General features: G+C 73.2%; 22 protein-coding genes and 2 tRNA genes. All 24 read right to left on the reverse strand.

Going from position 1 to position 22827, the window contains the following annotated elements; all coding sequences use genetic code 11:
• Position 1: 1 nt before the first annotated feature.
• On the reverse strand, positions 2-1972 hold the full coding sequence (locus IPJ95_12795) for a PASTA domain-containing protein (protein MBK7924486.1): 1971 nt from the start codon (positions 1970-1972) through the stop codon (positions 2-4).
• A 3-nt stretch (positions 1973-1975) separates the two neighbouring features.
• Positions 1976-2236, reverse strand: coding sequence for a hypothetical protein (locus IPJ95_12800; protein ID MBK7924487.1), 261 nt, complete (start codon positions 2234-2236; stop codon positions 1976-1978).
• Positions 2237-2252: 16 nt separating this feature from the next.
• Positions 2253-3173, reverse strand: coding sequence for a 16S rRNA (cytosine(1402)-N(4))-methyltransferase RsmH (rsmH, locus tag IPJ95_12805; GenBank protein ID MBK7924488.1), 921 nt, complete (start codon positions 3171-3173; stop codon positions 2253-2255).
• Positions 3174-3248: 75 nt separating this feature from the next.
• Positions 3249-3323, reverse strand: a tRNA-Asp gene (locus IPJ95_12810).
• A 70-nt stretch (positions 3324-3393) separates the two neighbouring features.
• Positions 3394-5130 carry a hypothetical protein gene (locus IPJ95_12815; protein ID MBK7924489.1) on the reverse strand — a complete coding sequence of 579 codons (1737 nt, stop codon included), beginning with the start codon at positions 5128-5130 and terminating at the stop codon, positions 3394-3396.
• 78 nt (positions 5131-5208) lie between these two features.
• A tRNA-Val gene (locus IPJ95_12820) sits at positions 5209-5283 on the reverse strand.
• 67 nt (positions 5284-5350) lie between these two features.
• Entirely contained in the window at positions 5351-5542 is a 192-nt protein-coding gene (locus IPJ95_12825) for a hypothetical protein (GenBank protein MBK7924490.1), read from the reverse strand.
• An 11-nt stretch (positions 5543-5553) separates the two neighbouring features.
• Positions 5554-6420, reverse strand: a complete 867-nt coding sequence (locus IPJ95_12830; protein ID MBK7924491.1) for a hypothetical protein — start codon at positions 6418-6420, stop codon at positions 5554-5556.
• A gap of 38 nt (positions 6421-6458) precedes the next feature.
• Positions 6459-7343 (reverse strand): tetratricopeptide repeat protein, encoded by an 885-nt coding sequence (locus IPJ95_12835; GenBank protein MBK7924492.1) that lies wholly within the window; start codon positions 7341-7343, stop codon positions 6459-6461.
• The gene (locus tag IPJ95_12840; GenBank protein MBK7924493.1) at positions 7340-7825 is read right to left on the reverse strand and encodes a purine-binding chemotaxis protein CheW; all 486 of its coding nucleotides are present in this window, start codon (positions 7823-7825) and stop codon (positions 7340-7342) included. The genes IPJ95_12835 and IPJ95_12840 overlap by 4 nt, the downstream gene beginning before the upstream one ends.
• A gap of 51 nt (positions 7826-7876) precedes the next feature.
• Positions 7877-8947, reverse strand: a complete 1071-nt coding sequence (gene cheB / locus IPJ95_12845) for a chemotaxis-specific protein-glutamate methyltransferase CheB (protein ID MBK7924494.1) — start codon at positions 8945-8947, stop codon at positions 7877-7879.
• Complete coding sequence (locus IPJ95_12850; protein ID MBK7924495.1) at positions 8931-9416, reverse strand: chemotaxis protein CheD; 486 nt, start codon at positions 9414-9416, stop codon at positions 8931-8933. The genes cheB and IPJ95_12850 overlap by 17 nt, the downstream gene beginning before the upstream one ends.
• Entirely contained in the window at positions 9416-10237 is an 822-nt protein-coding gene (locus IPJ95_12855; protein ID MBK7924496.1) for a protein-glutamate O-methyltransferase CheR, read from the reverse strand. Before IPJ95_12855 ends, IPJ95_12850 begins: the two co-directional genes overlap by 1 nt.
• A complete protein-coding gene (locus tag IPJ95_12860) occupies positions 10237-11856 on the reverse strand; it encodes a DUF4388 domain-containing protein (GenBank protein ID MBK7924497.1) in 1620 nt (539 codons plus the stop codon). The genes IPJ95_12855 and IPJ95_12860 overlap by 1 nt, the downstream gene beginning before the upstream one ends.
• On the reverse strand, positions 11856-13865 hold the full coding sequence (locus tag IPJ95_12865) for an ATP-binding protein (GenBank protein MBK7924498.1): 2010 nt from the start codon (positions 13863-13865) through the stop codon (positions 11856-11858). The genes IPJ95_12860 and IPJ95_12865 overlap by 1 nt, the downstream gene beginning before the upstream one ends.
• On the reverse strand, positions 13865-14470 hold the full coding sequence (locus IPJ95_12870) for a GTPase domain-containing protein (GenBank protein ID MBK7924499.1): 606 nt from the start codon (positions 14468-14470) through the stop codon (positions 13865-13867). Before IPJ95_12870 ends, IPJ95_12865 begins: the two co-directional genes overlap by 1 nt.
• Before the next feature lie 2 nt (positions 14471-14472).
• The gene (locus tag IPJ95_12875) at positions 14473-14937 is read right to left on the reverse strand and encodes a hypothetical protein (GenBank protein MBK7924500.1); all 465 of its coding nucleotides are present in this window, start codon (positions 14935-14937) and stop codon (positions 14473-14475) included.
• A complete protein-coding gene (locus tag IPJ95_12880) occupies positions 14937-15287 on the reverse strand; it encodes a roadblock/LC7 domain-containing protein (protein MBK7924501.1) in 351 nt (116 codons plus the stop codon). Before IPJ95_12880 ends, IPJ95_12875 begins: the two co-directional genes overlap by 1 nt.
• Positions 15284-16117 (reverse strand): tetratricopeptide repeat protein, encoded by an 834-nt coding sequence (locus IPJ95_12885; GenBank protein MBK7924502.1) that lies wholly within the window; start codon positions 16115-16117, stop codon positions 15284-15286. The genes IPJ95_12880 and IPJ95_12885 overlap by 4 nt, the downstream gene beginning before the upstream one ends.
• On the reverse strand, positions 16110-17258 hold the full coding sequence (locus tag IPJ95_12890) for a DUF4388 domain-containing protein (GenBank protein MBK7924503.1): 1149 nt from the start codon (positions 17256-17258) through the stop codon (positions 16110-16112). Before IPJ95_12890 ends, IPJ95_12885 begins: the two co-directional genes overlap by 8 nt.
• Before the next feature lie 3 nt (positions 17259-17261).
• A complete protein-coding gene (locus tag IPJ95_12895) occupies positions 17262-19943 on the reverse strand; it encodes a tetratricopeptide repeat protein (protein MBK7924504.1) in 2682 nt (893 codons plus the stop codon).
• 7 nt (positions 19944-19950) lie between these two features.
• On the reverse strand, positions 19951-20571 hold the full coding sequence (locus tag IPJ95_12900; GenBank protein ID MBK7924505.1) for a chemotaxis protein CheC: 621 nt from the start codon (positions 20569-20571) through the stop codon (positions 19951-19953).
• 10 nt (positions 20572-20581) lie between these two features.
• Entirely contained in the window at positions 20582-22438 is a 1857-nt protein-coding gene (locus tag IPJ95_12905; protein ID MBK7924506.1) for a chemotaxis protein CheA, read from the reverse strand.
• 7 nt (positions 22439-22445) lie between these two features.
• Entirely contained in the window at positions 22446-22808 is a 363-nt protein-coding gene (locus tag IPJ95_12910; protein ID MBK7924507.1) for a response regulator, read from the reverse strand.
• Positions 22809-22827 lie beyond the last annotated feature (19 nt).

The following is a 22827-nucleotide window of genomic DNA, read 5'->3' on the forward strand; positions in this document are numbered from 1 at the left end:
CTCACTCCGCCCACAGGGTCACGGTCTTGCCGAAGCCAAGCGAATCCCCCGCGGCCGGCGTGGTCCGGCGCACCCGTCCGGAGCCATGCACCGCCACCTGGAACCCGCGCCGGAGCATGGTGTTCGCCGCCTTGCGCAGGGTGACACCGGCCACGTTGGGCACGGCGCGGCGGCCCGGACGGCTCGCGGTGTCCGCCACGAAGGGCAGCGCGTAGACCGCTTCGGCCTCGTGCGCGGCGGTGTCGGTCGGGGTCTCGGGGGCCGCCTCCACGGGCGTGGCGGGACCGGCCAGCCGGCGCCGGTCGATGGCGCTGCGGCGCGAGGCGAGCGCCTCCTCGAGGATGGCCCGGGTGGTGGGCGCAGCCGTCGTGCCGCCGTAGTACCGGGCGCCGCGGGGGTCATCGAGCTTGACCACCATCGCGAGCTGGGGATCGGCCGCCGGCCAGATGGCCGCGAACGACGCGGTGTAGTGCCCATCCTGGTACTTGCCGCCATCGAACCGGATGGCGGTGCCGGTCTTGCCGGCGATCGGATAGTTGGCCAGCTGCGCCGATTCCGCGCTGCCGCCATCCCCCACCACCAGCTGGAGGTACCGTCGCAGGGTGGCCGCCACCTCCGGCGCGACAGCCCGCCGCACCGGCTCCGCCCGGTGGCGGTACAGGACCGCGCCGTCCGGTGCCCGTACCTCGCGCACCAGGGTGGGCGTGAGGAGGATGCCGTCGTTGGCGATGGCGCCATAGGCGGCGGCCAGCTGCACCGAGGTCACGTTGAAGGCGTAGCCCATGGCCACGCTGGCCTTCCCGTAGGCGTCCCACTGGTGGGGCATGCGGAGGAACCCGCGGGCCTCCGAGGGGAACTCCACCCCGCTCGGGCTGCCGAAGCCGAACGCGCGGAGCGCGTCGAACTGCTGGGCCGGCGTGAGCCGCTCGGCGAACTTCCCCATGCCGATGTTGCTGGAGTACTTGATCGCCTCGGCGAGGGTGACGCTGCCGGTGATCTTGTGCGCGTCGTGGATCTGGCGGGTGTCCCCGCGGGAGTTCACCGGGAAGGTCCAGACCCCGTTCTCCGCGAACACGGCGTCGGTCGAGTCCACCTTGTCCAGGGCCAGCAGCGCACCGGCGGTGAACAGCTTCGCCGTGGACCCGGGCTCGAAGGGATCGGTGAAGAACGAGGCGCGGTTCACCACCGTGCGCTCGCCGTCCCGCCAGCGCGCGGCCAGGGCCAGCAGCTCCCCGGTCCGCGGGTCGAGGATCACCACGTCGCCGCCACGGGCCTCGTACTCCGCCACCGCCTCCTCCAGCGCCCGCTCGGCGATCTCCTGCAGCTCGGCGTCGATGGTCAGGTAGATGTCGCGCCCCGGCACCGGCTCCCGCTCCACCCGCGACGGCGAGACGTACCGCCGGCCCCGGGTGTCCTTGAGCACCACGGCCTCCCCGGGTGTGCCGGCCAGCGCGGCCTCGAGCGCCAGTTCCAGCCCGCTCGCCCCGCGACCACTGTCCGGGGTGAGCGAGCCGATGACCGCGCGGGCCAGCGGGCCGGCCGGGTAGTGGCGCTGGTACTCGCCGTCGAGGTAGACCCCGCGGAGGGCGCGCAGGTCCTGCACCTGCAGGCCGTTGTAGGGCCCCGGATACGACACCCACTTCCGGGTGGCGAGATCGCGCTGCACCCGGGCCAGCGGCAGGTCCAGGGCCTTCGCGATGGTGCGGGCATCCCGGGCCGCGCCACGCAACTCGTTGGGCGCGATCCCGACCTCGAAGTACTCCTGGGTGACGGCCAGCGCCTCGCCGTTGCGGTCGTAGATGCCCCCCCGGCTCGCGGGCAGGACCACCCGGGCCTTCCGGGTGAGGTCCGCCTTCTCCCGCCAGTCGGCGCCCTCGACCAGCTGCAGCTGCCCGGCGCGTGCCAGCACCCCCAGGGCCCCGAGCAGGAGCCCGGCCTGGAGCAGCCCGATCCGCGCGGTGGGCTTGGCCATGGCTCAGCGAGGGGCGCGGCCGAGCCGCAGCACCACGAACTCGCCATTCCCCGGCTGGTGCAGGCCCAGCTCCGCCGCGGCCCGCTCGCCGAGGACGCGCCGGCTGGTGGCCAGGCGGATCTCGCGCTGGAGCGCGGCGTGTTCGGCTTCCAGGGCGGTGCGCCGGTCGCGCAGGCGCCCGTATTCCCCGGCCAGCTCCACGCCGGCGGCCTGGCGGGCGTTCACGGCCACGGCCACGCCGAGGAACACCACCAGCCACAGCATGACCCAGTGGCGGCCCCTAAACTTCGATTGTCCGGAAGGTGCGGAGGGTGGCACTTCGGGCCCTCGGGTTGTGTTGCGCTTCGGCATCAGAGGGGTAGACCGGCTTGCGCGGCTCGAGCCGCCCGAGCGGCCGCCCGCGGCAGGTGCAGACGGGCTGCTCCACCGGACAGACGCACGTGCGCGCCCACTCCTGGAAGCTGTGCTTCACGATCCGGTCCTCGCCCGAATGATAACTGATCACGGCGATTCGCCCACCCGGGACCAGGGCATCGCGCATCGCGGGCAGCGCCCGGGCCAGGCCACCCAGCTCGTCATTGACCGCGATCCGGACCGCCTGGAACAGGCGGGCGAAATCCGGCGGGCCACTCCGGGGGCCGAGCACCGCCCGGATGGCATTGACCAGCTCGTCGCTGGTGGCGAACGGCGCGGTGCCCCGGCGCCGCACGATCTCGCGCGCCAGCCGCCCCGCCTGGCGCTCGTCGCCATACTCCCGGAAGATCCGCCGGAGTTCCTCGGCATCGGCGGTGTTGAGCAGGTCGGCCGCCGTCGCCGCGTCGTCCCCCATCCGCATGTCGAGCGGTGCGCCGGGACGAAAGGTGAATCCGCGGGCCTCGTCATCGAGCTGGGGCGAGGACACGCCGAGGTCGAGGAGGATGACGTCCGGCGCGAAGCGCCCGATGGCCTCGAGCGCGGCGTCCGACGCATACGGCGCCTCGAGGTAGGTGATTCCCTCCTCGCCGAGCCGGGCCCGGGCCGCGGCGATGGCGCGGGGATCCCGGTCGATGCCGAGCACCGCGGCGCCCGCGGCCCAGAAGAGCGACGCATGGCCTCCTCCCCCGAGCGTGGCGTCCACCACACGACGGGCACCTCGGGCCCGCTCGGCGATCTCGGCCGCGAGCACCGGCTGGTGGGCAAAGGGCACGGCGGGCGGAGTCACGATGCGGGCCTCGGGCGGCGGGAAACGCACACACCCCGTCCGGCGGACCGGACGGGGTGCGTGGCCAACATGGGACGGGGCTGACGGGGCTCGAACCCGCGACCTCCGCAGTGACAGTGCGGCGCTCTAACCAAGCTGAGCTACAGCCCCATGGTGCGGCGGCGCGAGAATATAGGCAGGGGGTGCCCCCGATGGTAGGGGGCACCCTCCGCCTGCGCGCCTACTTGCAGTAGACCCGGACCATCGAGGCGGTCCGCGGCTTGAGGGTCGGCAGGTACCCCTTGAGCTGCTCGTAGGTCCCGCGCTGGCTGGCCCCGGCGCCGTCGATGTACGGGGCGCCGAGCGCGAGCGCCTGCTCGCCTTCGGCGGTCATGGCCTCCACCTGACGGGCCAGGTCGCAGGACTTCTGGGTCTCCGCCTCCTTGTCGGTGGCGATGATCCGGTTCACCAGGGCCAGGCCCAGGAAGTAGTTCGCGATGGGCGCGTAGCGCCCCTGGGGGTTGGCCAGGGCGATGACCTTCCGGAAGCCGTCCGTGGCGGCCACCCAGTCGGGCGGGGTCTGCTGGATCAGCGGCAGTGTGCCGTTGAGCAGCAGCCCGCTGGCGCCTTCCTTGGACGCGGCATCGCCGTGCGCCGAAGCGAACTCGATGAAGGGCAGCGCCTGCGGGAACTGCTTGAGGTCCTGCCGGGCCTTGGCCTCCTGGAGGGCGGCGCCGACGGCCGAGGCGGTGTCGAGCTTGACCAGCAGATTGAGCGTGCCGAGCAGGCTGTCGGACAGCCCGACCTGCGAGTACGCCCCGGCCACCTGCTGCAGCAGCTTGAGGTTGTCGGGGTAGCGCCGCACCGCCGCCGCCGACCAGCGCACCAGGCGCACGGTGTCGGGCTGCACGCTCGCGGTGGCCAGGTACTTGGCGTAGAAGGTGGTGTCGGCACGGGTCGAGTCGAGCGCGAGGATCTGCTCCAGGTCGTCGAGCGCGCCGCTGTAGTTCTCACGGAAGATGCGCGCGTTGGCGCGCAGGTCGAGCATGTCGACATTGCTCGGGTCGAGCTTGAGGCCGTCGTCGGCCACCTGCTCCGCCTCCGCCACCCGGCCGTACGACAAGAGCTTCTTGAACACCAGGTCGCGCAGCGGCTGGTTGGTCGGCGCGATCACCAGCATCTGCCGCAGCGCCGCCACCGTGTTGCCGGTGTCGGCGGTGGCCTCGTAGCCGGCCGCGAGGAAGGTCCAGGCGTTGAGGCTGAGCGGGTCGCCCTTCACCGCGGTGCCGAAGAAGCCCATGGCCTCCGCGCTGTCGGCCCGCTTCCCGCGCGCCAGCGCGAGCTGGCCCAGGCAGAGGTTAGCCAGCCCGTGATTCGGCACCACCGCGATCGCCTTCCGCGCCGCCTGCGCGGCCTTCTCGGGCGCCGACTTGGCCTGGTCCACGCAGGCCTTGGCGTCTGCCCACGTCTTGAGGACGGGCTGGAAGCCCTCGGCGGCCTTGGCACCCACCTCGGGCAATGCCTGGCCGGCGCCCTGCGTCAGGACCACGACGTTGCCGGCTTCATCATTGAGGCCTGCGAGCCGCGCCGTCACCGTGAACTTCCCGCCGGCATCGCGGGTCAGGGTGGCGACGATCATCGCGCGCGCGGTCAGCGACTGGGCCAGGCTCCGCAGCGGGAGCGCGGAGAGGATGGCGTCCTTGGGGTACCCGTACTGCAGCAGCGCGTCGTTCATCTCGGTCCGGGTGAGCACCCGGAACTGGCTGCCGACGAGCTTCTCCATCCGGGTCCGCATCCCGTCACCGATCGTCACCGACGGGACGGAATCCTGCGCACTGAAGGAGTGGGGATTCCCGACCAGCATGCGCGTCGCCGCCGGGCCGGCCGGGGCGTTGCGGGGTCGCGTGGGGATCTGTGCCGACAGGGCCGTGGCGCCGGCCAGCAGCAGACTCAAGGTGAACGGACGGACCAGGCGCATCGGAACGCTCTCCACGGAAGAGGGACTCCGGCATGCAATGCAACCGGCGTACCGGACGGCGATTCAAGACCTGCGGCATGGGCGAAGAGGGATTCGAACCCCCGACATCCTGCGTGTAAGGCAGGCGCTCTGGACCAGCTGAGCTATTCGCCCGGAATACACACGCGCACGGACCGCGCGGGCGGTCCGTGGCTCCTGCCGCCCGGCGGCGTGGCGCCGCCTAGAGCGCGATGCCGAGCGGGAACAGCACGCAGTACCCCAGCACCAGCAACGCCGCCGCGCCCGTGGTGCCGCCGGCATCCAGCCAGGCGTACCCGGCAATGAGGGAGACGACGGCCGCCGCGATCAGCACCACGTTGCGACGGCCGAAACGCAGCTGGTGCCCGGGGGCAGCGGACTCGGAACTTGGCATGGGGGTTGAGCTTACTCCGTCGGGGGCCGCTGGTCAACCGGGACCGTGGGGGTCCCCGAGGCCTCCCCCCCGCCCTCCGGCGGCTCCGGGGCCACTTCCCACCCGACATTGAGCGCCTCCCGCCGGGGGGCGTCGCGCCGCCGCCGCTCCCACGCCAGGGCCCCGAGACTCAGCGCGAGAATGGCCCACATGCCGCCGGTCACGATCCACGTCAGCAGGTTGTAGCGCCGCCGGAGGCCCAGCCGCCAGGTCTCCTCGAACCGGTCCTCATCGAGGCCGGTGGCGCCAAGCAGCGCGGCCCGGAAGTCCTCCCCGGCGGCCAGCCGGTCGAGCAGCGGCGTGAGGCCGCCCGGGGCCGGCCGGCGTGCGATCTCCTCGAGCGCGGAGGCCGCCAGGGCGTAGGCCAGGTCCGCGCTGGTGGCGGAGCCCCGAAGCATGGCGTCCAGCTCCTGCAGCGTGGGCACCCGTCCCGCCGCGACGGCCAGGTTGAGGGCCAGGGCGTCGGCGCGATCGAACTCCCCGGCGCCGTAGACCGCGTACCCCTCCTCGAACCACAGGGGGAGGCGACCCCGGACCACGTCGCGGAGGACCAGGTGGGCCAGCTCGTGCCGCAGGGTCCGCTCGAGGTCCGGGAGGTCGGCCCGCAGGATCACGGCGCGGGCCCCGGGGAACGCCACGCCGGCGCCCCACCCCGGTGCCCGGCCCCGGGTGAGCCGGGCCATGGAGGCGGAGTCGTCGGCCAGGACCAGGGTGAATGGCGGTGGTCGGCGCCGCCCGAGCCCCGGCCACGTGAGGGGCGATTCGGCCCGCTCGGCCAGCAGGACGGCCAGGCCCCGCCGGGCGGGCGAAGCCACCACGGTGACCGACCCGACCTGCACCGCGGGCTCCGGGCCCTGCGCGAGGAGCCAGAGGACGCCTAGGAGGCCGTGCGAGGGGGCTCGCCTCCACCCGCCGTGAGGTCCAGCATTTCCTTGCAGCGCTTGCCCCACGGATTGAACTTGTTGGCCTTGAAGCCGTCGGTCCACGCCACCTTGGCCGCCTCCGGGTCGCCCATGAACCAGCTGGCGCGCCCCAGTTCGTAGTACGCCTCGATGAGGTTGGGCCCGAGCTGCAGCGTCTTCTGGAAGAAGGTGACCGCGTCCTCGAACATCTCGCGCTCGAGGTAGACGAGGCCCAGGTAGTAGTGCGCGTACAGGGTGGCCTTGCGGTCGTTGTCGAGGCGGATGGCCTTGGACAGGTGCTCGATGGCCTCGCCGAAGATCCGCTTCTTGAGGCAGATGTAGCCCACGTTGATCCGCGCCAGCGAGTTGGCCGGCTCCTTCATCAGGACCCGCGAAAACGTGGTGAGCGCCTCATCGTAGTCCTCGTGCAGCATCTGAGCCCAGCCCAGGAGCGACTGGGCCTGCACCTCGGAGGGGGCCAGCGCCAGCGCCTTGGTCAGCGCCTGGATGGCGCCGGCGTAGTCGCCCAGGGAGATGAGGCTCCAGCCCTTCTCGATGTAGGTCGACGCACCCAGGTGGTCCTGCTGCACCACCGGCCGCGCCCCGGTGAACTGCGGGGCCTGGGCCGTGTCGGTGGCGGCCGCGACCTGCTTGTACCGCTCCACCAGGGCGCGGATCTCCTCCTTGACCTGGCCCAGCTCCACCAGCGCCACGTCCACGCGCTTGAAGAAGCCGATGATCTCGCGCTTCACGGCCTCGCGCTCGGCGAAGCCGCCGGCCTTCTCCAGCCGCTCGGCGATCTCGCGGTACTGCTGCCGGAAGCCGGCCACCAGCGGGTCGATCAGGGGACCGTCGCTCACGCGCGTGCCTCCTTCCGCGCCGTCCCACCGGTCGCGCCCGGGAGCCGCGCCGCGTGGAGCACCAGCACCTGGCGACCGGGCCGGGCGATGGCCCCCGCAATCCAGTCGGCGGGAATCACCGGGTCGGCGCCCTCCACCCGCCCGATGGTCCGGGTGTCGACGCGCATCGCCTCGTGGACCTGGTCCACCACCACGGCCAGCCGACCGGCCTCGAACTCCAGCACCATGATCCGGGTCTCCTCTCGCAGCTCGGCCGGCAGGCCGAGCCGGGCACGCAGGTCCACCACCGGCACCAACGTGCCGCCAAACGCAATGCCGCCCAGGGTGCCGGCCGGACCGTCCGGCAGCGCCTCGGGCACGGTGTAGCGGAGGATCCGCGCCACCTGGAAGATGTTGATCGCCAGCTGGGCCGACGCGAGCCGGAACACGATGAACTGCAGTTCATCGCCCGCCACCACGTCACGGTATCGGCTGCCCGCCACGGGATCCCGAGTCCTTCCTTGCTTGGGGCGGGCCGCCGGGCCCGCCCGGCCTCAGCGCCGGGGCAGCTCGCGCAGCAGCGCCCCGATCCGTTCCGCCATCGCTCCAAGGGGCAGCACCAGGTCGGTGCCACCGCCCTCGACCGCCGCCCCGGGCATGCCGTAGATCGTGGCGGTGCCACGGTCCTGCGCCACCCCCACGCCACCGGCGTCATGAATCGCCCGCAGGCCGGTGGCGCCATCCCGGCCCAGGCCGGTGAGCACCACCCCCACTGCGGCAGCGCCGAAGGTGGCGGCCACCGAGTGAAAGGTCGGGTCGGCGGCGGGCCGCACGCCCCAGACCGTGGGCTCCTGGTCGAGGGCCAGCCGCAGCCCCCCGTCGCGGGCCCGCACCTGCAAATGATAATCCCCGGGGGCCACGTACGCGGTGTCAGCCCGCAGGTCCATCCCGTCCGACGCCTCCACGACCGTCAGGGCGCTCAGCCCGTTGAGGCGCTCGGCGAAGCTCCGGGTGAAGCCGGCGGGCATGTGCTGCACGATCACCACCGCCGCCTCCAGCCCGACCGGCAGCTGCGGCACCAGTTCCGCCAGCGCGCGCGGGCCGCCGGTGGACGCCGCGATGGCCACCACGCGGCGGGCCTCTCCCGGCCGCGCCGCGAAGGCCTGCGCCCCGCTCTGCCGGGGCCGGGCCAGCACCGGCACCCGGCGGACGTCGGCGGCCGCGGCGGCCCGGAGCGCCCCGAGCAGGCGGGGGGCCATGCGGATGGCGGAGAGGCGGCCCTGCCCGTCGTCCTTGGGGACGAGTTCGACGGCCCCCAGCTCCAGCGCCCGGATGGCGGCGGGGGTCCCCTGCCCCGCATGCGCGCTGACCACTACGATCGGGCGCGGCGATTCCGACATGATGTACCCGATGGCGTCGAGCCCGCCCAGTTCGGGCATCTGCAGGTCCATCGTGACGAGGTCGGGCGTCAGCGAATGGACCAGCGCGAGCGCCTCCTGGCCGTTCGCCGCGGTGCCTACCACGCGGAACTCCCCCGAACTCGCCACCAGCTCGCTGACCAGCCGCCGGAAGAACGGGCTGTCGTCGACCACCAGCACCCCGGGCAGCTCAGAGGGCCTGGTCACGCTGCCCCGCCGAGCGGACCTCGACCCGGCCCTCCGCCACGGTGAACCAGACCGAGCGGCCGCTGCTGCCGCCGACGGCCTCCCCCACGATCGGGATGGCCAGGTGATTGAGCACCTCGCGCACCGCGATGACGTTGCGGTCACCCATCTGCATGGAGCCGGCGGGCACCAGGTTGGCGAACATGCTCGCGCCGCCGACCAGGCGGGCGGTCAGCCGCCGCCGGTCGGCGCCGAGGGCCGTCATTTCCTCGACCAGCGCGGGCAGCGCGGTCTGGGGGAAGCGGCCGGGATTCTCGGCCGAACGGCTCAGGGAGCGTGAGGGCAGCAGGATATGGGCGAGGCCCCCGACCTGCCGCTCGCCGTCATGCAGCATGATCGCCACGCAGCTGCCGAGCCCGAGGGTGACGAGCACGGCATCGGCGCCCCCCGCGGCGACTTCCGCCACCCGGACCATGATCTCGCGCGCCATCAGCCGGCCCGGCGGTAGATCCGCTCGCGCGGCTCGAGGAGCTGGAAGCCCTGGCGCGCCGGGCCGAGGATCGTCTCCACCTTGCCCAGCACCAGCAGCCCCCCCGGGGCCAGCAACGCGGCGAAGCGCTCCATCAGCCGGTCCTGGGTGGGGCGGTCGAAGTAGATGATCACGTTGCGGCACAGGATCAGGTCGTAGCTGGCGGCGGGCGGATCCTCCCGGAGCAGGTCGAGCCGGGAGAGGTGCACCACGGTGCGGATCGGGCCGCGGACCCGGCGGCGCCCTTCCCCGGCCGGTTCGGTCCAGCGCCCCACGCACGCCGGGTCGGCCTCGGCGAAGGCGGGGGCCGGGTAGGTCGCCTCCGCGGCGAGCTCGAGCGAGGCCCGGTCCAGGTCGGTGGCGTCGATGTGGAGCCGCGCCAGCCGGTCGGAAGGACCGCCGGGCGCGGGCAGGTCGGCGACCAGCATGGCGAGGGTGAACGGCTCCTCGCCCGAGGCACAGCCGGCGCTCCACGCGCGCAGCCGACCCTCCCGCGCCGCCAGCAGCGCCGGCAGCGGGGCGGCCGCGAGGGCCGCCCAGGTCTCCGGGTTGCGGAAGAAGCGGGTGACGTTGATGGTGAGGGCGTCGAGCAGCGCGTCCAACTCGCCGGGGAGCTGGTCGAGGAGGCCCACGTAGTCCACGTAGGTGGTCACCCCGCAGGCGCGCATGCGCACCGCGATGCGCCGCCGCAGGCAGCGCTCCTTGTACGCGCCGACATCCAGCCCGGTCCGCCCGGCGATGCGCTCGGCGAGGAGCGAGAAGCCGGGGTCGTCGACGGGCATCACGCGGTGGCGTCCAGGGTGTCGAGGTTGGCGCGGGCCAGCTGGTGCCCGGGGTTGAGTTCAGTGACCCGCCGCCAGCAGGCGCGGGCCCGGTCGCGGTCCCGCCGCTTGAAGGCGATGTTGCCCATCTTGAAGAACAGGTCATCGCCCAGCCCGGGCGCGAGCTTGGCCGCCCGTTCGTAGGCCTCGAAGGCGTCGTCGTAGCGACCGGCGCGGTACAGCAGGTCGCCCAGGTTCTTCGAGACCTGCGCCAGGGTGGGGCTCTCGCTCAACGCCGCGCGGAGCGTGGTCTCGGCCACCGGCAGGTCGCCGGCGAGCTCCTGCAGCACCGCGAGGTTGTTGCGCAGGGCGGCGATGCCCGGGTGTCGCGCCACGCCCTCGTCCGCGAGCGCCAGGGCGGCCACGAGGTCTCCCTGGCAGCCGACCGCGAGCGCCATGGCCCAGTACCAGGTGGGCGGCTTCTCCCGCTCGCCCCACAGCTCCCCGGCGCGCTGCAGCCGGCCCAGGGCCACCTCGGCGTCATTCCGCTTGAGCGCCGCGACACCCCAGCCCAGCATGATCCGGGCGTCTTCCCGGGCCTTGGACGCGGCCTCGGCGTAGGCGGCCTCCGCCTCCGCCAGGCGGCCCAGCTGCTCGTAGGCAAAGGCGAGGTTGTGCAGCGCCGCGGCGCGGCGCCCGCCCCGCTCCACCGCCTGGGAGAGCACATCCACCGCCTCGAGCCACCGGGCCTGCTTGAGCGCGATGAGCCCCAGGTAGTAGTGCGCCGACGCCTCGTCGGGGCGGAGGTCGGCCACCCGGCGGAACTCCCGCTGCGCCTCGTCGAGCATCCCCGTCTTGTAGAAGGCGATGCCCAGGTTCTGGTGCTCCTGGACCCGGGAGTCGTTGGCCTTGGGCGCCTGCGCCTTGCTGGAGGTGCCCACCCGGCGCACGTAGCCCGCCGTGATCAGGCCGAACAGCGCGGTGGCCGCCTCGAACTCGATCAGCGAGCACTCATCCATCACCTGGCGCACGTCGCGGGTCCCGTCGAGCAGCGGCAGGATGCGGGCCTGGGCGGGGGACAGCTCCACCTCGGCCCCGGGCGCGTGGGCCGCGTCCACCGCGAAGATCAGGTCGAAGCTCGGGATCTTCTTCTCGATCTGGCTCCACTCGTCAACCCGGCGCGCCCCCTCGAGCAGCAGCGACTCGGGGTTGATGGAGACGGTGAACACCTGCTGCTCGGGCCGGACGCCGGCCTCGAAGTTGAAGGTGCCCTGGGTCCAGGTGAAGAGGTGGTAGACCGCCTCCTCGATCTGCAGGAAGAGCAGCCGCTCCAGCTGCTCGCGGGTGACGATCTCCAGCTCGATCAGGATGTCGCCCAGCCGCCGGTCGCGATGGACCTCCTGCACCCGGATGGCCTGGTCGAGCTGGTCGCTGGTGACCAGCTGGTTCTTGCGCAGCAGGTCGCCGATCCGGTCGCGCCGGTTGACGATGGACGCGTAGCTGATGCGCCCATCCTCGAAGTAGATGTAGCCGAAGTTCTGGCGGTCGGCGACCGCCAGGCAGCCGGTCTTCTTCCCCAGCGCCAGGAGCTGCAGCACGTCGGGGAGGCTGGCCTCCTTGAGGGAGCCCTTGATCGCCATCAGCGCTGGTCCTCGATGAGGCGGTCGGCGATGTCGGGCCAGTCCCAGACCATCTTCTCGCGGCTGCGCAGGCTGCCGGTGGGCGAGAGCAGCCCGCTGGTGCGGGTGCCGGTGGTGCGCCGGGCCGGCGCCGCGGGGCTGCCCTCGAGCACCTGTCGCGCCAGCCCCGCGGAGGGGCGCGCCCGCTCGGTCTCCGCGGCCTCCAGCACCCGCTGCACCAGCTCCTGCAGCCCGCGAACCGTGTCGACGGGCCGGTCCGCCAGGTAGGCGGAGAGCTCCGGCTCCGCCTCGCCCAGCCGCTCGCGCAGCAGCCGGGTGATGATCGCCTCGCGCACCTCGCGGTCAGGGGCTGGCAGCGCCACCACCAGCCCCGCCTCGAGCCGGGTCCGCAGCCGGTCCTCGAGCCCGGCCAGCTCCTGCGGTGGCACCTGGGAGGTGAAGACCATCTGCCGGCCCTGGTCGGCCAGCTGGTTGTACAGCCAGAAGAGCTCCTCCTGGGTGCGGTCCTTGCCCGCCAGCAGGTGCACGTCGTCGAGCAGGAAGGCGGTGACCCGGCGGTACCGCGCCCGCCACCAGGCCACCCGGTCGCGGTCGATGGCCTTGATCAGCTCGTCGACGAAATCCTCGGCCCGCTGGCACGCCACCACCATGCCGGGCATCGCGGCGAGGACATTGCCGATGCCGTGCAGCAGGTGCGTCTTGCCCACCCCGACGGGGCCGAAGACCACCAGCGGGTTCCACGCCTCGCCCGGCGCCTCGAGCACGGCGCGCGCCGCCTGGGTGACCTCGCGGTTGCTGCCCGACTCCACGAACTCCTCCACCCGCCAGATGGGCGAGGGCCCCGGGGGCGGGCTCAGCCCCTCGCGGGCCCGCGCCACCTCCTCGCGGGCATCCTCCATCCGGTCCGGGTCGTGGAACACCGGCAGGTTGGCCACCTGCGCATCGAGCTCGCGGGCCTCCAGCTCCAGGACCTTGAGCCGCTCGATGTCGTCCTCGTAGTCCCGCAGCGCCGCGTCGGGATCGACCGGCGCCTCGCCCTCGAGCAGCCGTTCCAGCCGCTCGGTCCGGTAGGCTTCGCCCTGCCAGCGCAGGATCGCCTCGGCCACCCGGCCGCGCCACGCCTCCACCTGCCGCGCCACCGCGGAGGAGATCTCCGAGAGGAAGGCGCCGAACTCATCCCCGGTGAGGAGGGCGCCCGGCGCCTCGGCCTCCGCGGCGGGCGCGGAGAGGTCGCCGCTGCCCACCACCGTGGCCGACTCCGCCGCCGGCGTGGCGGCGCGAAGGGTGAGGGGCATGGAGCGCGCCAGCACCTCGCGGGCCTCGACCGAGGAGATCGGGCCGGGCTGCACCGCCTGGTAGGCGATCAGCCGGTTGAAGGCGCCGATGAGTTCCCGGATGGAGCCGATGGGCAGGGTGGCGACCGCCTCCAGCACGCTCGCGTCGAAGGTCGCCTTCCGCTCCTCGGCCTGGCGCCGCAGGATGGCCACCCGGGTCTCGTAGTCGGGCGCCGAGATGTCGATGACGAGGCCGCCGGCGAAGCGCTGGATCAGGCGCTCGTCGAGCGCCGCGATCTCGTTGGGCGGCCGGTCGCTCGACAGCACGATCTGGCGGCCCGAGGTGAGCATGGTGTTGGTGAGCCGCAGCAGCTCCGCCTGCATCTCGCGGCGGTGGGTCAGGAACTGGACGTCGTCGACCAGCAGCACGCCCACGTCGGCGTAGCGGCGGCGGTAGGCCTCCCCCTGCCCCTGCGCGATGGCGGCGTTGAACGACTCGATGAACTCGTCGAGCGTCAGGTACTCGACGGTGATCGAGGGGTTGACCTCCAGCGCGCTGTGGCCGAGGGCCATGAGGAGGTGGGTCTTGCCGAGCCCCGAGCCGGCGTAGATGAACAGCGGGTTGTAGACCGCGCCCGGCGACTCCGCCACCGCCCGCGCGGCGGTGACCGCGAGGCGGTTGGCGGAGCCGACGACGTAGCTGTCGAACCGGTTGCGCGGGTTGAGCCGGGGCATCAGGCCGCTCCGGTCCCCGTCTGGGCCAGGCGCTTGAGGACCAGCTCGCTGATGCCCTTGAGGGTCTCGAAGACGCCGGCGCCGCGCAGCGCGTCGCCCGGGAAGCTGCGCAGCCCCCGGAAGTTGAGCGCGTCGTCCAGGTCGGCGGCGGCGAGGATCAGGTCGGCGGGGAGGTCCTGCTTGTTGTACTGCATGACCATGGGGAAGGTGCGGACGTCCACCCCCTGGCCCAGCAGGTTGGCCTGCAGGTTCTGCAGGCTCTCGATGTTGTCGTCGAGCCGGCGGGCCTGGCTGTCGGCCACGAAGACCACGCCGTCGGCGCCCTGCAGCACCAGCTTGCGGGTGGCGTTGTAGTACACCTGGCCGGGCACCGTGTAGAGCTGGAACCGGGTGGTGAAGCCGCTGATGACCCCGAGGTCCAGCGGCAGGAAGTCGAAGAAGAGGGTGCGGTCGGTCTGCGTGGCCAGGGAGACCATCCGGCCCCGCCGCGCTTCGGGCACCCGCCCGTAGATGTACTGCAGGTTGGACGTCTTCCCCGAGCGCCCGGGCCCGTAGTAGACGATCTTGCAGGTGATCTCGCGGGTGGTGAAGTTGACGAGCGACATGGCTAGCGTCCGAAAAGAGCGCGAAGGCTCGCGTTGAGTTCCCGTTCGAAGTCCGCCGCAAGGACTTCCTTCCGCTGCACGGGCTCGGGCGGTGCGGCCGCCACCAGCTCCTCGACCAGCTGATCGAAGTAGACCTGCACCAGTCCCAGCTTGGTCTCGCTGCCGAACACCACCAGCGCCACCCAGCGGCCCCGCGGCGTGTCGAACCACGCCAGGAAGTGGCTCTGCCGCTGCCCCTGGTGCGCCACCACCCGGAACGGCGGCCAGTCCATCTGCAGCGCCAGCTCGCCACTCGAGGCGATGATCCCGGTCCCCAGCGCCGCGCAGGCCATGAGGTCGAGCGCCCCCGTGAACCCGTGCTGCGCCACCACCTGCCCCGAGGTGGTCATCAGGAGCGCCAGGCGCGCGGAGGATTCCCCCACGAACGCGCGCAGCGGGCCGAGCACCCAGGGTTCGATCGCCCGCATCAGGCCAGGCGCTCCGCCAGCCGGAGCATCTCCAGGCGGATGAGGCCGAGCGGCACGTCCCGCGCCGCCACCGCGACCAGCAGCAGCTCCGCCGGCGCCGGCGCCACGAGCAGGGCGCCGTCCTGCCCCTGGAGGTGGAGGAAGCGCGGCCCGCCGATGCGCCCCCGCCCCGCCAGGTCGTCGACCCGCGCGGTGAGGTTGGCGGCCATTGCCGCGAGCGCCGTCCCCTTGACCCCGCCCATCAGCGACTCGGCCACCACCAGCCCGTCCTCGGCGGCCACGACCATCGCGCCCCGGATCCCGCGCAGCCGCGTCAGGCTGTCGAGCAGCGCCGCGTAGGTGGCCGTCATCGCACCCGCTCCAGCCAGGCCCGCGCCGACTTGGCACCGCGCTCGGCGTAGAAGATGAGCTGGCCCGCCGGGAGCCCCGCGTCCATCGTGGCGAGCAGCACCGCGTCGGCCGCCGGACAGAGCACGCAGGCGGACCGCTCCGTCCCCTCGACCGTGAGGTAGCTCCACTCGCCGAGTTCCAGCAGCCGCGCCGCGCGGTCCGCCTCGACGGCCACCGCCGCCAGGGCCGCGGCGGCCTCCTCGCTCACGTCCCCGCTCCCCGGCGACTGCAGGGCGCCGCCGAGGCGCAGGCCGTCGCTGTCGACCAGCAGCAGCCGCTGCCCCGCGCCCTCCACCCCGGCGAACGGGTCGGCCGCGGTGCTGGCCGGCCGCGGGTCGGGCTCCGCCGCCATCGGCGCCGGCCCGCCCGGCATCGGGGTCTCCCAGATCTCCCGGCCGCCGGCCACCCGCTCCACCGCGCTGCGCAGGCCGGGGTCCCCGGGATCGAGCTCGGCCGCGGTGCGCAGGTGGAACAGCGCGTGCTCCGGTTCGCCCGCCCGGTAGTAGAGGTACCCGATGCCCTTGTGGGCCCCGATATGGTGCGGCGCCAGCCGCAGCACGGTGTCCCATTCGTCGAAGGCGCTGGCGTAGTCGCGCCGGTCGGCGAGGATGCGGGCGTAGAGGTCGTGGGCGTCGGGCAGGTGCGGGTACCGGTTGAGCCCGGCCAGCGCCACCTTGAGCGCGGCGTCGAGCTGGCCCCGGTGGCGCAGCCCCTCGCCCAGCCGCAGGAACACCAGGCTCGAGGGATCGGCGGCGTACTGCGCGGAGAGTGCCCGGATATCCTCAGTCACGTGACCCCCTGAGGGCGAGATCGAGCGCCAGCGCCGCCTGGCGGACCCGGTCGATGACCGGGCCCTGGGCCTCTTCTTCCGGCGGCTTGTCGGCCAGTCGCTTCCACTGCTCCCACACCTGCGCCGCCTCGCGGAAGCGTCCCACCGCCGCGAGGGCCAGCCCGAAGCACCGGAATCCCGGCGCGGAGGCGGGGTCCAGCTGGACCGTCTGCCAGAGCGACTCGGCCGCGTCGGCCGGATGGCCCGCCGCCAGCAGCGCGCGGCCATGCGCCAGGTGGGCCAGCGACTGCTGCGGGTGGCTGGCCACCGCCTGCTCCGCCACCTGCCGGGCCGCCTCCGGGTCGCCGGCGCCGAGCAACTGGTCGACCTCGCCGAGGAGAATCGGCAGGTCGGCGCCCCCTACCGCCTCCATGGCCCGGCGCGCGGGGTCGTCGAGCTGCACGATGCCCGCCGTGGTCAGCCCGAAGAGCGTGCGCGCCACCTCGAACTCGGGCCGGCCGAGCAGCGTGGCGAGCTCGCGCACGGTGCGTTCGCCATCGACCACGGCGAGCACCTCCCATTCGGCCGGCAGGAGGTCCAGCGGCACCGCGGTGTCCACGATCGGCGCCAGCCGCGGCACCAGGCCCAGGTGGGTGATCTGCTTCTCGATCCGCGACCACTCATCGGTGCGACGGGCCGCCTCCATGAGCAGGAGCCCGGTGGCGATGCGGCTCTCGGCCTCGGTGGGCCAGTCGCCCTGCTTCCCCTCCTCGAAGGCGAAATAGCCCTCGGACCACCCCACCAGCTCGAAGACGACCTCCTCAATCTGCTGCCGGACGTAGCGCACCAGGTCGCGCGGGGTGACGAGGCCCTGCGCCTCGAGGATCTCGCCCAGCCGGCGACGGTCGCCGGCGGCCTGCAGCGCCCGGGCCCGCATGAGGTCCTGTTCGCTCACCCGGCCGGCCCGCACCAGCAGGCGGCCGAGGGGGTGCGGGTTGCTGCGGATCTCGGCCCCGACCACCACCCCATCCTCGAAGAACACCGTCCCGGCGTTCTGCCGCAGGTCCGAGACCACCCGCAGCGTCCCGGTCTTCCGGCTCAGGTCGAGCAGCTGGAAGACGTCGTGGATGCTCAGCTCCTTGAGCGGTCCCTCGATGGCCATGACTCAGGCCGCCCCGGCGAAGATGTGGGCCAGGTCGCGGGCCGAGCGGGCGTGCACCCGCGCCGCCTGGGCGAAGCTGCCCGACGGGTTCACCTGCACCACCCGTTCCCACGCCCGGACCGCGTCCCCGTACCGCCGGATGCGGGCCAGGGCCACCCCGGTGTGGAACAGGGCGCCGTCGTGGTCCGGGTCGAACTTGAGCACCCGGTCGAGCGCCTCGAGCGCCCGCTCGGGCCGGCCATCGTCGAGCAGCGCCCGGGCCAGCAGCTGCAGCGCGTCGAGGTCCCAGGGCTCGAGCATCAGGACGTCCACCAGCAGCTCGACGGCGGCGCCGGGGGATTCCACGCGACGGAGCAGGTCGCCCAGCGCCAGCGCGGCCTCCATGTAGGTAGGCAGCAGGTCGAGGGCGTGCTGGTAGGCCACCCGTGCCCCCACCCAGTTCTCGCGACGCTCCTCCAGCCGGCCGAGGTCGCGCCAGACCTGCGGGACCATCGGGTCGAGCTGCAGCGCGGCGTGGAGCGCCTCCACCGCCGCCTCCGGATCGCCGAGCTGGTCCGCCACCGCGGCTTCCAGCTGCAGCAGGTCGGGCCGCCCCGGCTCGAGCACACGGGCGTCCCGGAGCGCATCGCGCGCGCCGGCGGCAAGCCCGCAGGCGAGCCGCACCCGGGCCACCGCCACCAGCGCCTCGACATCGCCCGGCGCCGTCCGCGCCAGCGCCTCGGCCTGCTCCAGCGCGGCCTCGCCCCGGCCGAGCGCGAGCAGCGCGCGCAGCTCGCCCAGCAGGGCCCGCGGCTGCCCCGGCTCGAGCTCGAGCGCGGCGCGGAAGCGCTCCAGCGCCTCGCCGTGCAGCCCCCGGCGGGCAAACACCTCCCCGAGGAGGGTGGTGGCCCGCCCCGCCTCGGCGCCCCGCGCCAGGGCGCGCTCCACCTGGACGGTGGCATGCTCCAGGAAGCCCTTCGCGATGTAGTCGGACGCCAGCGCGAGCGGGTCCTCCGCCACCGCCGGGGCCCGGTCCTCCGGCTGGAGCTCATCGAAGATGCGGTCGAGCAGGCGCTCGTCGAAGTGGAACTCCTCGCCCACCTGGTCGGCCGTGACATCGGCGGAGATCGCGGGCACCACCGCGATCTCCGGATGCTCGTACTGCAGGTCGATGGTCAGGGCGTACTTCTGGGCCACGTAGAAGGGCTCGAGCTCCAGCGCGCGCTTGGTGGCGCGGAGCGCCCCGTCGAAGTCGCCGAGGTGGCTGAGCGTGAAGCTCAGGTTGTAGTGGGCGGAGGCGTGGGCCGGGTCCGCCTCCACCGCGCGCGAGAAGGCGTGCTTGGCATCCTCGTAGCGCTTGAGCTCCACCAAGACCAGCCCGACCCCGTTCCACGCCACGCTGTGCTGCGGCAGGTCGGCCAGGACCTGGCGGTACGCCTCCAGCGCCAGCTGCAACCGCCGCCGGTGGAAGAGCGCCAGCGCCAGGTTGAGCCGGGCCGAGACCAGGTCGGGGCGGAGCCGCAGCGCGGACTGGAAGGCCGCCAGGGCCTCGTCCCCGTCGGGGAGCTGGGTGCGCAGCACCCCGAGGTTGTTCCAGGCGAGGGCATAGCCCGGGTCGGTGGTCACCGCCTGCTCGTAGGTGGCGAGCGCCTCGTCCCGGCGCCCCGACTGCTGCAGGCAGACGCCGCGCTCGTTCCAGAGCTTGGGCGACTCGGGATCGTCGGCGAGCAGGGCATCGTACAGCTCGAGCGCGGCGGCCAGGTCGCGCCGCAGCAGGTGCACCTCGGCCATCGCCTGGCGCACCAGCCGCATGTCCTCGCCCGCGTCGAGGGCCAGCCGGTACTCGCGCAGCGCCTCGACGTAGTAGCCCTTCTGCCGGAAGGCGAGTCCCAGGTTGTAGTGCGCCAGCGCGGCGCCCTCGGCGACCATCGGCCGCGGCGCCTGCGGGGCGCCCCCGCCGGCGGGAGCGGCGAAGGCGCCGGAGCTGCGGGCCAGCGAGAGGTTGCTCTGGGCCCGGGCCAGGGTGGGATTCAGCGCGGTGGCGCGGGTGGTGGCGGCGCGGGCCTTCTCGTGCTCGCCCAGGTCGCCGTAGACGAACGCCAGGAGGTAGTAGGCGTCGGCGTTGTCGGGGTTGCGGAGCACCGCCGCCTCGAGCGCCTGCCGGGCCTGCTCGGAGAGCCCGCGGTTGTAGAGGGCCTCGCCGAAATAGAACAGGGTCACCGAGCTGTGCGGGTCGAGCGCGCGGGCCCGCTCGAACGCCTGGGTGGCCGCCTCGAGGTTGCCGCGGCCCCGCTCCGCCAGGCCGAGCTGGAGCAGCGCGGGGACGTCGTCGGGGCGGCGGGCGAGGATCAGCTGGAACTCGCGGACCGCCTCCTCCCAGTGCCCCAGCGCGGCGCAGGTGCGGCCCAGCTCCCAGCGCGCCTCGGTGTCATACGGCTCGCGGCGCAGGCGCTCGCGCAGCTCGGCCACCCGCCGGTCGTAGTAGCCGGTGGCGTGGTAGGCGATCTCGAGGTTCTCGGTGGCCACCTGCATGCGCGGATCGAGCTCCAGCGCGCGCAGGAACTCCTCGATCGCCTCGGGGACGAGGCCCTTCTGGTAGTAGAAGACGCCCAGGTTGTTGTGCGCGCCCGCGTCCGCCGGGTCGATCCGGCGGGCGAACGACCGCAGGACGGCGAGATCACGCTCGGACAGGGCGGGTCCGGGCACGGGGCGCTCAGGGCAGCCGGATGGCGTCGAAGATGGCCCGGAGGCTGGCCAGGTCGGGGAGCAGGAGAAAGTGCCCCCGCAGGTGCAGTCCCGGGTCCTCGAACAGGAACTGCGTCTCGACGCAGAAGACGTAGTCGCGGTCGTAGCCGAAGTTCATGTAGATGGAGGTCAGGACCGCGCCGGAGAGGTCGATGGCGAGGCTCGGGACCGAGGGCACCAGCATCATGCCCATGAAGTCCGACAGCGCGTTCATGTAGGCGCTGGAGAGGATGTTGCCGACTTCCTTGAGGCCCGACTGCTCCATCTCGGCGAAGGCCGTGGTGGTGCCGAGCGGGCGGCGCAGCAGGATATCACAGAGCTGCCGGGCCGAGGGTTCGGGGAACAGCACCAGGGTGCGGCCGGTGAGGTCGCCCATCATGTGCATCAGCACGGCCGCGACCACGTCGTCGGCCTTGCCGAGGATCTCGGGCACCTCCTCCAGCCGCGTGATGTTGACCTCGGGGACCGAGATCATGATCCGGCGGTTGGTGAGCTGCGACAGCGCCGTCGCGGCGTGCCCCGCCCCGATATTGGCCACCTCGCGCAGGGCATCGCGCTGCAGCGCGTGGAGTTCCCGCACGTCATCCATGACGGCCTCCTCAGACCAGGGCGGCGGGGTCCACGATCAACGCGGGCACACCGTCACCGAGGATGGTCGCCCCGCTGAACACGGGGAGCATGCCCCTCGGCGCATCGAAGGGCTCCACCACGATCTCCTGCTGACCCACCAGCGCCTCGACCAGCAGCGCCGCGCGCCGCTCCCCCACCTCGAGGATCACCACCGGCGGACGGCCCGGCAGCCGCGGCCCCGGAACGCCGAGCCGGTCCCGCAACTGCACCAGCGGCAGGATCTCGTCGCGGAGCACAAACCCCTCCTCGCCACCCAGCGGGGCAGCGCGCTCGGGGCGGTACTCGACCGTCTCCGCCACCCCCGCGATCGGGATGGCGTACCGCTCCTCACCCACCTGCGCCAGCAGCGCCCGCACGATGGCAAGCGTGGTCGGGAGCCGGAGCGTGAAGGTGCTCCCCTCCCCCGGCGCCGTGGTCAGCTCCACCGACCCACCCAGGGTCCGCACCCGGGTGAGCGCGGCGTCCATGCCCATCCCGCGTCCGGAGACGTCGGTCACCTCCGCCGCGGTGGAGAACCCCGGCCGCGCCAGGACCCGCAGCAGGTCGTCGTCGCTCAGCACCGAGGCGGCCGCGGGCAGGTGCCCTGCGGCGCGGGCGGCCTCGAGCACCCGGCGCCGGTCGATGCCGCGCCCGTCATCCATGACCCGCAACACCACCGTGTTGCGCTGGCTCGCCGCGACGATGCGGATCAGCCCCTCCTCCGGCTTGCCGTGGCGGACCCGCTCGGCGGGGGGCTCGATCCCATGGTCCACCGCGTTCCGGAGCAGGTGCAGCAGCGGCTCCCCGATCTCGTCGAGGATGGCGCGGTCGAGCTGGGTGTCCTCGCCCTCGACCTCGAACCGCACCCGCCGCCCGAGCTGCCGCGCGAGGTCGCGCACCACTCGGGGGAACCGGTCGAACACCTGCCACACCGGGGTGAGCCGTGCCTGGGTCACCTCGCCGTACAGCTCCCCGGTGACCCGGCCGATGCGCGCCGTCACCGCCCGGAGTTCGGGGTCCGCGCTGACGTCCGCCAGTTCCCCGAGCCGTCCCTTTGCCACCACCAGCTCGCCCACCAGGTTCATGATCGCGTCGAGCCGGCGGGCATCGATCCGGATCTGCCGGCCCCGGGCCGCCGGGTCGTCGGCCGGCGCCGCCGCCTCGCCGATGACCACCCCCGCCACGTCGCCCACCGCGCTCAGGGCCGCGATGATGGCGGCGTCGGTGGCCTCGCTCTGCAGCAGGAAGCCGCAGCGGCCGTCGAAATCGTCCGCCTCGAACGCGCCGACGGCGGGCCGTACGGCGCTCACGCTGCCCAGGGCGGCCGCCTTGCGCAGCACCAGCAGCGCCCGCGCGCCCCGGAGCGGGGTCTCGGGCCGGATCGTCACCTCGACGCTGCGGCCGCCGGGTCCGGCGGGGACCACCGGGACCGGCTGGGGCGCCGGGATGGCCCAGCTGCCGGTGGTGGTGGTCGAGGCCGTTGCCTGGTCCAGCTCCGCCAGCAGGCCGGCGAACGCAAGCTCGGCGTCATGGCCGTCCACCGCCTGCTCCACGCCCTGCTCCAGCGCGTCGACCACCCGGAAGAACAGGTCCACCCTCTCCCGGCCCGCAGCCGGGTCGCTGCGCAGCACGTCGAGCACCGACTCGGTGCGATGCGCCAGCTCGGCGAGGTTGCCGTACCCCATGGCGCCGGCCATGCCCTTGAACGTGTGCATGGCGCGGAACAGGCTCACCACCGGCTCGGCCGCTCCCGGCGTCCGCTCCCAGGCCAGCAGCGCCTGCCCGCAGAGGCCGAGCTGCTCGTGGCTCTCCGTCAGGAACAGCGCGGCGTAGCGGGCGAGGTCCATGCGGGCGTCAGCCCAGCACGCGCTGGACCGCCTCGAGGACGCGGGAAGGCTGGAACGGCTTGACCACGAAGTCCTTGGCGCCGGCCTGAATCGCCTCGACCACCAGCGCCTGTTGCCCCATGGCGCTGCACATCAGGATCCGCGCCTCGGGGTGCTCCTTGCAGATCTCGCGCACCGCCTCGATGCCACCCATGTCGGGCATGACGATGTCCATCGTGACCAGCTCGGGCTTGAGCTGGCGGTACTTCTCCACCGCCTCGCGCCCCGTCTCCGCCTCGCCGACCACCTCGAACCCCGCCTGGGTGAGGATGTCGGAGATCATCGTCCGCATGAAGATGGCATCGTCACAGACCAGCACGCTGTGGCTCACCCGAACCTCCGCTTTGAGT

This window comes from Gemmatimonadota bacterium (assembly GCA_016713785.1).
In the GTDB taxonomy this organism is placed as follows: Bacteria; Gemmatimonadota; Gemmatimonadetes; order Gemmatimonadales; family GWC2-71-9; genus JADJOM01.